The organism is Gammaproteobacteria bacterium (assembly GCA_013001575.1).
Taxonomy (GTDB): domain Bacteria; phylum Pseudomonadota; class Gammaproteobacteria; order Steroidobacterales; family JABDMI01; genus JABDMI01.
Genome location: JABDMI010000066.1, coordinates 17787 through 31185 on the forward strand (window position 1 = coordinate 17787; position 13399 = coordinate 31185).

Consider the following 13399-nt stretch of genomic DNA (forward strand, 5'->3'; position numbering starts at 1 on the left):
ATTTATAATCTGCTTGGCTACACTTCTACTGAGCAAGTTAATTAGCATCCTGCTACATATTCTCGACAGAAATACAGCCTTATCAAATATTAGTAGACAAAGTTTCCCCCAAAATGACAACGCTGTCAACTGTTTATTGCAAGAAAGCCATAAAATTGCAAATTCGTTGTTTTTTCACAACAAATTGGAAGCTTTTAGCCAAGCATTTTGCCAATTTATGCCTGATAAAGACACTGAAGTTTGTCGTTATTCTTAAAAGATGCTTTTTACAACTGCTTCACCAAGTCAACAAATACTAATTATAATACTGGCACTTTTTTCCAGAGCACCAACTGACCATGAGCAATAAACTCGAACAATTAAGATCCATGACAGACGTAGTTGCAGATACCGGTGATATCGAAGCCATTCGCCGTTATCAACCACAAGACGCAACCACCAATCCTTCGCTGTTATTCAAGGCGGCCCAGATGCCGCAATACGCAGGCCTGGTAAAAAATGCCATCGAATTCGCAAAAACCCAAAATGGCAGTAATCAAGACATGCTGGATGCGTGCCTGGACAAACTTGCGGTTTCGATCGGTAGTGAAATTTTGAATATTGTTCCCGGTCGTGTTTCTACCGAAGTTGATGCGCGTTTGTCATTTGACCAACAAGCCTCCATGGCTAAAGCCAGACGTCTTATCAACATGTACGAACAAGCGGGGTTCGGTAAAGAGCGAATACTGATTAAACTTGCCTCCACCTGGGAAGGCATACGGGCTGCGGAAGAATTGGAAAAAGAAGGCATTAACTGCAACCTCACTTTACTCTTCAGTTTTAGCCAGGCCGCCGCCTGTGCAGAAGCCGGGGTATTTTTAATCTCGCCTTTTGTGGGCCGTATACTCGACTGGTACAAAAAGGAAACTGGCAAAGAGTCTTACCCGGCGCTTGAAGACCCGGGCGTCCTATCCGTTACTCGAATTTATAACTATTACAAACAACAAGGCTTTAATACGGTGGTCATGGGAGCCAGTTTTCGAAACACCGGTGAAATTGAAGCGCTCGCGGGTTGTGACCGGCTCACCATCAGTCCGCAATTATTACAACAACTGAGTGAAGACAACGGTCAACTGGAACGCCGTTTGTCACCGGAAAGATCCGATCGATCAGATAAGCGTGTAATAGAAAGTGAGGCTGAGTTTCGATTCAGTAACGCCCAAGACGCCATGGCAACCGAGAAACTCGCTCAGGGTATACGCGGATTTGTCAGTGATACATTAAAACTTGAAAAGTATTTACAAGCCAAACAATAACTAATCAACTTTCCTGGTTTTTTTGCACTGCTGCAACACATCCAAGCAAGCCGGGTTGTTCGGCCTTGACCAAGGCTATTGGTACTGTGCGGCAGAATTCTGTGAAGCGGCCTTTGTCCTGAAATCGTTCACGAAATGTTTTCATATCCAGAAATTCTTGTAACTTTGGCAAAATCCCGCCGGATAAATACACTCCGCCGGTCGACCAGGCGGTCATGGCCATATCACCACAAAAACACGCCAGAATCCTGAAAAAATCGTCCAGGGTTTTTTCTGCTATGGGATCATTTCGGTTAACCAGTCCGATAATATCGGAAGCATCAATGTTCTTTTCCCTGCCATCCAGACTACTGTTAGCCCAATAAAGATTCTCTATCCCGCCACCCGAAAGAATCCTTTCAACCGAGACCCGTGAATATCGCTGCCAAAGTAAATTTAAAATATCCACTTGATGTTTGTTACGGGGTGCAAAGGCAATATGCCCGGCTTCGGAAGGGATAATTTCACCATTTGGCGTCTGGATCGCGATGCCGAGACCGGTTCCCGGTCCTATGACGGTACGGATACCGCGTGGGCTAGGACGCATATCATCAAACCAGATCAATTCATCTTCAGCCAATAAATCCAGAGACAATGTTTGTGCAGTGAAATCATTAATTACCTGAACTGGCACACCGATAACGCGCTGTAGTTTGGTGCGACTGAACACCCAATGGTTATTCGGTAAGTCGATAATGTCGTGGTAGACAGGTCCTGCAATCGCCAGACATACTTCTTGCAAATTTACTATGCCATCAACCGACAGGGAGCGTAAATGATCGATGTACATTTCCAATGCATCATCGATATTGGGAAAATCGGCACAAGGGTAGATCTTGACCTTGTGATAAAAATTCCCCTCGTCGGTCACACACGCAAAGCGTGCATTGGTACCACCGATATCACCTACGATCTTAATTGCCGTGTCAGGAATATTGTTGCCCTGGATGGATAACATCAAGTTGATTCCCGGATGAGTAATTCCGCTTTATAGATCTGATGTTCCGGTTTTAATGCCGGATCTTTGATTTTTGCGATTAGTAAATTCGCCGCTGCTTCGGCCATTTGTGACACCGGTTGTTTGACAGTGGACAAAGAGGGCCAGATCTGTCTGGAAACCGGCGCATCATCAAAACCAACAACAGCGAGTTCATCCGGCACAGAAATTCCCAATTCATTGGCAATCCTGACAACCCCGGCTGCCATATAATCATTGGCGGCAAAAATTGCTGTTGGTCGATCTTGTAATCTAAGCAACTTGCGTGCTGCGATGACGCCGGATGCAAAGGAAAAATCACCTTGCACAACATAATCTTTTTCGAAAGCAATATTTGCAGACTTCAATGACCTTACATAACCGTTGTAGCGTTTAAGCGCTGCTCCATGTTGTGTATGACCCTTGATAAAACCGATCTTGGAATGACCAGACTTGATCAGGTAATTGGTAATATCATAAACCACTTCTGCGTCATTACAGGAGACTGATGAGTATTCCTGACTGGTTTTAGATGGCGCAATACTCGCGATTGGAATTTTTTTCTCCAGCAAAGCCTCGATCAATTCCTGATTGTCGGTTAACGGCGGTGTCAAAAGCAGTCCATCCAGTCTGGAGCGCTGAACCATTGTAATTAATTCTTCAGTAAGGCCTACAGTCGAGAACTCACACGGGTGAATTACAATATTGTATCCATTCTCATAACAGGCTTTCAGGGCGCCGTCTTGCACAAATGTGATATATGCAGCACTCGGGTTATCGTAGATCAGGCCAATCAGTTTAGAACTATTACTCGCCAGCGCACGTGCAGCAGGACTGGGTTCGTACCCCAATTCCTGGATAGCAGCACGCACCTTGTCACGGGTAGTATCACGCACCCCGGTTTCTTTATTAATAACACGGGAAACTGTTTTGATCGACACATTGGCACGATCAGCAACAGTTTGAATTGTAACTTTCTGCATAATTATTCCGTATTAAAATTATCCTTGCTTAATCACAATTGTATTGCTGCATGCCATCAGCATTGGCAACAATTCGAATGTTTGAGACCTCAATGGTCCAATCTCCATCACTTTGAAGGGTCAGAGGTGTGGATATTCGGCCAAGATCTGCACCGCGTTTTTCAAAACACGCTAATGGTATGGCAAATCTTTGCCACTGGGTAAAACTTTCTGCAGAGAGTTGCTCGCTTATGTTCAAACTGCCTTTCCAACCGGCAGGATTTTCAATCACTGCAAAAATTGGCTTGGCAGAACGGGTCGGCACCCGGATTTCCATCGCCAACAAAGCTCCTTGGTCTGATTCAGTTTGCCAACTGATCATATTGTCGGCCTGTAATTTCCAGCTATGTAAACCCGAGCCTGAAAAATGGATGCGCTGAGCGTCTTCTTGAAGTTTCCAGTCAAAGACTTGCGTTTGCACTCCGGTATTTCCGGATTTCGCGAGCGACGAATTCGCCAGAATTGGCGCCTTATCCTGTTCTTTAATCACAAGCTTGAATGGCGGAAACGCGCGCCCTTTTAGCAAAACTGTCCCGATTGCTGACGCTTGTGCCAGATCGGATTCTTCAGAGAATTCTCCTAACTCAATTGAATCCCCATATTTCAGGCCATAACCAAACTCAAACAATGGCTCATATTTTGCATCATTAATATTTAACGGACCTTGATCCGGTAATTTAGGCCAGGAAAAAGCCAATTTGCCTTTGAAATCACAGTCTGAATGATTATCCGTTGAACAAAACAAAACATCACTAACACCTTGGCCCTCGGTTCCAGGCAACCAGGCCGCGACAAAAGCATCTGAGGCATTTAACTCTGCATTGACCCACATCGGACGCCCCGAGAGAAAAACCGTGACAACCGGAACACCATCAGCTTGCAGTTTTTTCATAACAGCAAGGTGCTCGCGATTATCAGGGCTAAAAGCCAAATGCGGGCGGTCGCCTGGGCCTTCGGCATAAGGTGGTTCGGAAAGGATTATTATCGCCACATCTGGCTTGTTTTGATATTCACCCTTTTCATTGAACTCAAAGTCCCCCCCCGCCTGTGTCACTGATTGTTCAATAGCATCAACAATTCGCGTGGCTCCTGGGAAATCATCCAGTGTGGTTTCAGAGCCCAACCAGGTCATGCTCCATCCACCGGTTTGATTATAAATTTCTTTGGCGGCAGCCCCTGCGACCAGAACATTTGCGTTTGGAGATAGCGGTAGTGTTTGAGCATTGTTTTTCAAAAGTACCAGGGATTCACGTACCGCTTGTCTTGCGATCTTGCGATGTTCGGGGTGACCGAGTAATGACTGGTCGCCGGCTCCGGCCCGACTCTTGGGGCCTGTATCATCCAGCATGCCCATACGAAGTTTCACGCGCAAGATTCGTGAAACCGCATCGTTCAATCTTGCACTGGAAATTTCACCACTTTTGACTTGTTTTAAGGTGTTTTGATACACGTCCTCCCAATCTTCAGGAACCATGATCATGTCCACACCGGCATTGATGGCTTTTGCGCAGCTGCCATTACTGCAGCCTGGCACTTGTCCATGCCCGTTCCAGTCACCAACCACAAAGCCGTCAAATCCCATTTTGTTTTTCAGTACTTCGGTCAACAGATAATGGTCACCGTGAATCTTGTTCCCCTGCCAGCTATTAAAGCTCGCCATGACCGTTTGGATACCCATATCCATTGCAGAAAAATAACCGGCACCATGCACTGAACTCAATGTTTGCTCGTCGACCAGAGTATTGCCCTGATCAATGCCGTTTTGTGTTCCGCCATCACCGATGAAATGCTTGGCGGTTGCCAGAATATGCTTGTGATCAAGGTAGTCTTTATTCAATGAGCCCTGCAATCCTTCGATCATAGCCGCAGATAATTCTGCAACAATTGCCGGGTCTTCGGAAAAACCCTCATAGGTTCTGCCCCAGCGATCATCGCGGGGCACTGCCACAGTAGGTGCGAAGGTCCAGTACAGACCTGTGGCCGAAACTTCTGCCGCCGTCACCGCTCCCAGTTGCTTCATCAAAGCTGGATTACGCGTCGCACCCAATCCAATATTGTGGGGAAACATGGTGGCACCAAATACATTACTGTTTCCATGCACGGCATCAGTGCCCCAGAGTATAGGAATTTTTGGCGCATCATCTTTACGATCAATAGACGCCTGATAAAACGCATCGGCCAGATCCAGCCACTCAGCAGCGCTGGCGTGCTTATTATTATTGGGGAAGGCGCCGCCACCATTGAGCACACCACCCAATTTATATTTATTGACCTCTTCTGGTGTTAAATGGCGAATTTCACCCATCACCAATTGCCCAACTTTATCTTCGATACTCATGTTAGCAAGCAAAGACTGGATTCGGTCTTCATCAGACGCAATTAGCGTTTTACTTTTGGGCCAAAATTCATCTTGGGCTTGACTGCCAATCACCAGTTTTTCACCATTTTCGCTTTGATTAAATGAATTAGAGCTATTCTCATCACTACAACCAATAAGATAAAAAATCAGTCCGATAAGCGTAATGAATGTAAATATTTTCTTAGGTAGCATGGTTAAAAACTTGCTTTGTCTTACCACCACGTTTTATAGAACACAATCAAGACCAGGCAAATAACCATGGTGTTTATGTTAAAAACTCTAGAGGTTTTAAAATTCATGGCCTTGAGATCGACCGCTTTCGGATGATCTTTAAAGCCTTGTAACATGACCACAACAACCGCCATTAAAGCCGACGCTATAAATACGATGCCCATGCGATCCATCCACGGAAGTTCCGGATAGAATTTGGCTATGCATACCGATAAAGCAAAAGATCCTACGGCAGCGACCAAAGCAGCCATTGAGGTTGCCTTTTTCCAGAACAGGGCCATTAAAAAGATCAGTAAAATACCCGGCGTAAAATACCCGGTGTACTCCTGGATGTACTGGAATACTTCATCCAGTGAACCTAATAATGGCTTGGCCGCGATCACGGCGATCAACATAGCGGTAAAACTGGCAATCCGCCCAACGGTGACCAATTCTTTTTGACTGTGGTCTTTGTTGGAAAAATTCTTGTAAATGTCCATGGTGAAAATGGTACTGATACTGTTGGACATCGAACTCAATGAAGAAACGATCGCAGCGATTAATGCCGCAAAGGTCAAACCCAATAAACCGCTTGGTAACAAGCTCATCATGGCCGGATAGGCTTCATCGGGTTTATTCAGGGTCGGGAAAATAATCGCAGCCGCAATACCCGGAACCACAACAATGAACGGAATCACAAGTTTTAAATAGGCGGCAAACATCACACCCTTTTGCGCCTCACCGATGTTCTCTGCCGCCAGGGCGCGTTGGGTAATGTATTGATTGAAGCCCCAATAAGCAAAATGCGCGATCCACAAGCCGCCTAATAAAACTGACAAACCGGGTAAGTCTTTGTAACTTGGGTGGCCTTTTTCCAGGATCATATTAAAGTGCCCGGGAATCTGCTCCCACAACATATTAAAGCCCTGCACCACACCCGCGCCATCACTGATCTTGTTTAGGGAAATAAAGGTCACGGCAATTCCCCCGATGATCAACAACACCACTTGAATAATATCGGTTAAGGCAACCGCTTTTAAACCACCGTAAATCGAATACGACAGAGTAATTAAAGCCAATGCGATCAGTCCATAGGTCAGGTCGAATCCGGTTAAGCTATTAATGGCCAATGAGCCAAGCCACAATACCGCGGTCAAGTTCACAAACACATAAACCGCCAACCAGAACAAGGCCAATACCGTACGCACATTGTTATCGAATCTTTTTTCCAAAAATTCGGGCATGGTGTAAATTTGTTTTTCCAGGAATATCGGCAGAAAGTATTTCGCCATCACAATTAGAGCGATTGCGGCTGTCCATTCGTAAGTTGCGATCGCAAGTCCGACCGCATAGGCTGAGCCCGACATTCCGATAATTTGTTCAGCGGAGATATTGGCCGCGATCAGGGAGGCGCCTACCGCCCACCAGGGTAATGAACGACCAGCCAGGAAATAATCGGAAGTGTCTTTTTGGTGACCTGGCTTTTCGCGTGACACCCATAGGGCCAGGCAAATCAAACCAATAATGTAGACAACAACAATGCCTATATCTAGATTAGATAGTGCCATGCTCTCTCCCGAGCTTATTTAATATATTTAGTAGGCAATTTGAATGTATTGCTTTATCGATGCCGGATTTCGTTACAACGCTGTCTAGTTGCAGGTCAATATTTCAATTATTTAAGTTTTTTACCCAGACGAGCAATATATCAATATAATGACAGCGTTGTCAAAATAGAAATGTCCACAAGACATTTTTACTGGTACTAATGTGGACCTGACCGTTAGAATTAAGCTCCTGTTTTTTAAACAAAATCAATACTAAATCCAAAATGACTATAAATATTCTCATAATCGGCGGTGACGGTGACTTGGCATTGCGCAAACTTTATCCTGCGCTTTACAGCCTTGAAGCTGCTCAACATTTAGGCAATATCGGCTCCATTACTGCGATGGCTAGAACCAGTCATAGTCCCGAGGACCTACAAATCAAGGTACGGGAAAAACTCAAAAATAAATACACTCTGGAAGATCAGGTTTGGAATACTTTTGCGTCCAAACTTGGCTATCACACTGGTGACGCCACAGATGCCAATGCCCTGCTGGCCTATAAAAAGAGTCTGGCTGCCGGCCCCGATGATGTTTTGATCGTGTATCTGGCGGTACCACCCTTTGTGTTCGGTGGAATCGCCAAAGCCTTGGGTGAAGCAGGATTAGCCAATGAGCGTACTCGTATCATTGTAGAAAAACCATTAGGTGAGGACCGCGACAGTTTCCTTACGATAGATAAAGAATTGAATGTGGTCTTTGACGAAAAACAGATCTACCGCATTGATCACTACCTCGGCAAAGAATCCATCCAGAATCTGTTTGCTCTGCGCTTTGCCAATCTGTTTTTCAGCAAATTATGGCGCGCGGAATACATTGACAGTGTGCAAATAACCGTTGCAGAAACAGTTGGCGTTGAGAAACGCAAAGAGTTTTATGATGCAACAGGCGCACTCAAGGACATGGTGCAAAATCATTTATTACAAATACTTTGCCTGGTTGCGATGGAGCCACCGTCTAAAAACAATGCCGACATGGTACGCGCCGAAAAACTCAAAGTACTTAAGAGTTTAAAACCCATTAGTCTGGAAAGTATCAATGCCAATACCGTTCGCGGCCAATACGCTAAAGGCTCAATTGATAACGATATAGTTCAATCGTACCAGGACGATCTGCAAACTGATGAAAAATCCGATACCGAAACCTTTGTAGCAATTAAAGCGGAGATCGCCAACTGGCGCTGGGCGGGTGTGCCATTTTATCTCCGTACAGGTAAACGCATGACCCGACGTTATTCTGAAATTGATATCTTTTTCAAACCCTTAGCACATAATATTTTTGCTAAAAATGGCGTGGCCGATCATCAAAACCATTTACAGATCAGTTTGCAGCCAGACAGCGATATAATGCTACGCTTCATGAATAAAAAACCCGTTCTCGGTAACGACATGGTTTTGCAGGATGTTGAACTGAACTTGTCGCAAAGTCAGGATGCCAGCAATATTGCCTATGATGCTTATGCCCGCCTGCTGCTGGACGCAATTCGTGAAGATCAAACTTTATTTATCAGCAGTAAAGAAGTGGAAGCGTCCTGGGAATGGATTGATGGCATTGTGGAAAACTGGCAAACAGCCGGCACTCCGGTGCACCCTTATCAGTCAGGCAGCATGGGGCCGAATCAAGCTCACAGTATGTTGGCCCGGGATAATCGCGAATGGGATTAAACTCCAGAAATACACTTTATTTAGACGAACAATAACTCTATGACAACGCGTATAAATTATTTTGAGAACGACCAGGATCTGGTGCAGGTTTTGGGCAAAAAAGTATTAAATGTACTGAATAAGAGTATTGAACATAAAGGCCATGCATCACTGGTAGTTTCCGGTGGCAGCACTCCCAAAGGCCTGTTTAATTATTTATCACTACAAACCTTTCCCTGGGACAAGGTCAGCATAATTCTGGCCGATGACCGTTGTGTGAGCGTTCATGGTGAAAACAGCAATTATCATTTTCTAAAAACGCACTTATTTAAAGATTACGCTGCTGAAGCAAAATTCATTCCCTTGTATTGTGATGAAGACACTCACGAGCAAGCCGCTGCAAATGCCACGCGTCGTATCAATCATCTAAAAAAGTACGACCTGGTCATTTTAGGCATGGGCACTGATGGACACACGGCATCACTGTTCCCGCAGGCGAGTAACCTGGCCCTGGCCTTATCCGATGACAGTCCGGATGTCGTGGGCATCGATCCGGTAACCAATGACATGAAACGTGTTACCCAAAGTTTGAAACGCTTGTTAAATACCCGCGAGATAGTTTTTCATTTGATCGGTGAAGAAAAAAATGCGATTTTACAAAAGGTCATGCAGGATACAAATAAAAAAGACTATCCGTCCAGCCATGTCATTCATCAAACCGAAGTACCAGTTGAAGTTTATATTGCTCAACACAAATAACTTGTCTCAGACTCACTGATCTGAGAATACTTTACAGAGACCAACCATGAATCCGGTAATCGAAAAAGTCACGCAACGCCTGATTGGCAGAAGCCAAAAAAACCGCACAGCCTATTTGGCAAAAATGCAGTCCACCATGCAAAACAACCCGCCGAAAAAGCGCTTGTCGTGTGGCAACATGGCACACGCTCTGGCAGCGAGCCCGGATTCCGATAAAACCAATTTACGTTCCGGTAAAAATATCAATCTTGGCATTATCACCGCCTACAACGATATGCTCTCCGCACATCAGCCATACGCTGACTACCCTCAAATGATTAAACAGCATGCCGCCAATCTTGGCGTGACCGCTCAGGTAGCTTGTGCGGTACCGGCGATGTGCGATGGCGTTACTCAGGGCCAGCCCGGTATGGAATTGAGTTTGTTCAGTCGTGATGTGGTGGCCATGGCGACTGCCATCGGGCTCACACATAATATGTTTGATGCCAGTCTGTTTTTAGGTATTTGCGACAAGATCGTTCCTGGCATGGTGATTGGCGCCCTGCGTTTTGGTCACCTGCCAGCCTTGTTTGTCCCGGCTGGCCCAATGGCTTCAGGCATCCCGAATAAACAAAAAGCGGCCAAACGCCAGGAATTTGCTCAAGGCAAAATTGATAAAGAAGAAATGCTGGATGTGGAATTGTCTTCCTATCACAGTGCCGGCACCTGCACATTTTATGGCACAGCCAACTCCAATCAAATGCTGATGGAAATGCTCGGTGTGCAACTACCCAACTCTTCTTTTGTGCACCCGCATTCGGATTTGCGTAAAGCCCTTAATCGGGAAATCGTGCGGATTGCGGTCGATAACACCCAGGCATCGGGTAATTACCGCCCCTTGTATGAAATTGTTACTGAAAAATCTCTGGTCAACGCCATAGTTGGATTGCTTGCAACGGGAGGCTCGACCAATCATTGTTTGCACTTGATCGCCATTGCCAAAGCCGCCGGTATCGACCTGCATCTGGAAGACCTGGACGAGCTTTCTACGGCCGTCCCTTTACTGGCGCGAGTCTATCCAAACGGACTGGCCGATGTGAATCACTTCCATGCTGCGGGCGGAATTTCCTTTCTGGTCAAAGAATTACGCAAACAGGGCTTTCTTAATGAAGACGTGTCCAATATTCTTGGTCAGGGCCTGGATTATTTTTGCAACACACCGGAACTGAACGGCAAGGGTGAGCTGGTGTGGACAGCCATTAACGAGGTCTCCGGCGATGAAGAGGTTTTACGCCCGGTTGCTAATCCTTTCTCTGGCAATGGCGGTCTCAGACTTCTGGACGGTAATTTAGGCAAAGCGATTATTAAGGTTTCGGCTATCAAGGAAGAACATTACATCGTGGAAGCACCGTGCAAAATTTTCCATTCCCAAGACGAATTCATCGAATCATTCAATAAAGGCGAACTGTTCCAGGATCTGGTGGCGGTGTTACGTTTCCAGGGTCCAGCCGCAATAGGTATGCCGGAGTTGCATAAGCTCACCCCCTTACTGGGCATTGTGCAAGACCAGGGCCGCCAGGTTGCGCTGGTGACCGACGGCAGAATGTCGGGTGCCTCAGGTAAAGTGCCGGCTGCAATTCATTGTTCGCCCGAAGCTCTCAAGGGTGGCATGCTGGCAAAATTACAAGACGGGGATGTGATCCGTCTCGACGCCACCCAAGGCGTGCTCACGTGTTTAGTGGATGACACCGAACTGGCGGCACGCGAAGCGGCTCACTTTGAACCCGAAGCAACCAACCTCGGACGCGACCTGTTTGAGATCTTTCGTGTTAATGTATCGAACTCTGAAGAAGGCGCGGCGGTATTCTGAAGTAATCTACAGCAATATAAACTTACAACTTAATAAAAAAACTTATAACATTATGACTTTACAAAAAATTCTTGGCAGTAACCCGATAATTCCGGTCGTCACTCCTCTCTCGGTAGACTCCACCGTAAAAGTGGCTGAAGCATTGGTCGCCGGCGGTATTAACACCATCGAGATCACGCTACGTACCGATTGTGCATTGGAAGCCATTCAAGCCGTGAAAGATTCAGACATCGATATCACCTTGGGTGTGGGCACGATCATAAATGGCAAAACCATTCATATACTAGACGAGATCGGAGTGGACTTTGGCGTGTCACCGGGTTTGACTAATGGTATTTTGCAAACCGCCAAACAACTGGATTTTAATATCTTGCCTGGCGTTGCAACCCCGAGTGAACTCATCAAAGGCATGAGTTACGGGTTCAAGCATTTCAAAATATTTCCGGCCAATGCGATTGATTCCAAAGCCTTACTCAAGGCGTTTAATGCAACTTTCCCGGGTATCCAGTTCTGTCCCACCGGCGGTGTGTCAGTGGACAGCATGAACGATTACCTGCAATTGCCCAATGTTATTTGTGTGGGTGGGTCCTGGTTGGCCAGCAAGTTGGACATTGAGTTAGGAAACTACTCCCGCATCACAGAAAATTGTCAAAGCGCTCTTGCAGCACTGGTATAGGCATCGTTACATCGCTCGACAAATTTTTCAAATTCACCAATGGCCGCATGTGTGTTGGGGTGATTCGCTTCACTCATGAACTCTTGCTCACTCATCCCGCTTGCCAATAAACTAGTCAGTCGTTGCGAGTCTTCATCTTTTTCCATATCCAAATAACTGGTCGCCAGACGTAGTGACAAAGTCTTTTCCGGTATACCGAATGCATCCGTTGAAAGTGTGGCTAGATCGTGCTGATCGAGTAAATACCTGGCAAGTTGCGCTGATGATTCAACGCCTATTTCTCGCAACGGATCTGCCCAAGCATCAAAATTTGCCGTGAGATAAAAAGCGCCAAGTGGTTTGGTGCAACTAATACCCAATTCGGTTAGCTTTTGATACAGGAACTTTGTGCGTATTCCGTGAATTCGACTACAGGTTTTTATATAAGCTTCAATTTCCGGATCATGACTATACGCTTGCAAGGCCGCATATTGAATAGGCGCAGCAACGGAAGACCATATTTCACTGGCGATAACTTTGACGGCCTGCATCAACAATTTTCCACTCTCTGAGTCCGGCAATAATGCCACCCCGACCCGCCAGCCGCCTATGGATAAATGCTTGCTTAAACCACCTAGAATAAATGTTCCTTGCGGGTAATATTTGGCCAGTGAGTTGTGTTTGATGTCCCCATGCTCAACCAGAAAATATATTTCATCGCTGATCACCAGAATCTTGTGCTCTCGACAAAATTCAGCCAATTCCCTGAGGCTCGACTCTGACCACATGTGTCCGGTCGGATTATTCGGGCTATTTAGAATCAGCAGTTTATTCGGGTTTGAAGATTGTTCAAGCGTAACGGCGAATGCCTTGAGGTCAAAACTGTAGCCATCATCAACCCGTGATGGCACATAAAAAATACGACTCCCGAGTAATTCAGCTTGTGGCGCATAACTCACCCAGGATGGCGAAGGCAAAAACAGGT

The 13399-nt window shown here is 45.9% G+C and carries 10 protein-coding genes; 5 read left to right on the forward strand and 5 right to left on the reverse strand.

Annotated features, from left to right (window positions below; all coding sequences use genetic code 11):
- Nucleotides 1-338 precede the first annotated feature (338 nt).
- Complete coding sequence (gene tal / locus HKN88_05910; GenBank protein ID NNC97591.1) at nt 339-1295, forward strand: transaldolase; 957 nt, start codon at nt 339-341, stop codon at nt 1293-1295.
- Nucleotides 1296-1299: 4 nt separating this feature from the next.
- On the opposite strand, the gene glk is transcribed toward tal, so the two are convergent.
- Genes glk through HKN88_05930 form a run of 4 tightly spaced genes read right to left on the reverse strand, consistent with a single transcriptional unit; the run spans nt 1300 to nt 7469 of the window.
- On the reverse strand, nt 1300-2292 hold the full coding sequence (gene glk, locus HKN88_05915; GenBank protein NNC97592.1) for a glucokinase: 993 nt from the start codon (nt 2290-2292) through the stop codon (nt 1300-1302).
- A complete protein-coding gene (locus HKN88_05920; protein ID NNC97593.1) occupies nt 2292-3293 on the reverse strand; it encodes a LacI family DNA-binding transcriptional regulator in 1002 nt (333 codons plus the stop codon). Before HKN88_05920 ends, glk begins: the two co-directional genes overlap by 1 nt.
- A gap of 28 nt (nt 3294-3321) precedes the next feature.
- Nucleotides 3322-5883, reverse strand: a complete 2562-nt coding sequence (locus HKN88_05925; GenBank protein NNC97594.1) for a glycoside hydrolase family 3 protein — start codon at nt 5881-5883, stop codon at nt 3322-3324.
- Between the two features lie 20 nt (nt 5884-5903).
- Nucleotides 5904-7469: a sodium/solute symporter gene (locus HKN88_05930; protein NNC97595.1), complete on the reverse strand. Its 1566-nt coding sequence runs from the start codon at nt 7467-7469 to the stop codon at nt 5904-5906.
- A 263-nt stretch (nt 7470-7732) separates the two neighbouring features.
- Between HKN88_05930 and zwf the strand changes: the two genes are divergently transcribed.
- The 4 genes from zwf to eda are packed head-to-tail and all read left to right on the forward strand — an operon-like array spanning nt 7733 to nt 12435.
- Entirely contained in the window at nt 7733-9172 is a 1440-nt protein-coding gene (zwf, locus tag HKN88_05935) for a glucose-6-phosphate dehydrogenase (GenBank protein NNC97596.1), read from the forward strand.
- A gap of 39 nt (nt 9173-9211) precedes the next feature.
- Complete coding sequence (pgl, locus tag HKN88_05940; protein ID NNC97597.1) at nt 9212-9910, forward strand: 6-phosphogluconolactonase; 699 nt, start codon at nt 9212-9214, stop codon at nt 9908-9910.
- Nucleotides 9911-9956: 46 nt separating this feature from the next.
- The gene (locus HKN88_05945; protein NNC97598.1) at nt 9957-11759 is read left to right on the forward strand and encodes a phosphogluconate dehydratase; all 1803 of its coding nucleotides are present in this window, start codon (nt 9957-9959) and stop codon (nt 11757-11759) included.
- A 52-nt stretch (nt 11760-11811) separates the two neighbouring features.
- Nucleotides 11812-12435, forward strand: coding sequence for a bifunctional 4-hydroxy-2-oxoglutarate aldolase/2-dehydro-3-deoxy-phosphogluconate aldolase (gene eda / locus HKN88_05950; GenBank protein NNC97599.1), 624 nt, complete (start codon nt 11812-11814; stop codon nt 12433-12435).
- Here the strand turns inward: eda and HKN88_05955 are convergent.
- Nucleotides 12408-13399 (reverse strand): pyridoxal phosphate-dependent aminotransferase (locus HKN88_05955; GenBank protein NNC97600.1); only part of this gene is annotated, 992 nt, incomplete at its 5' end. The genes eda and HKN88_05955 overlap by 28 nt on opposite strands.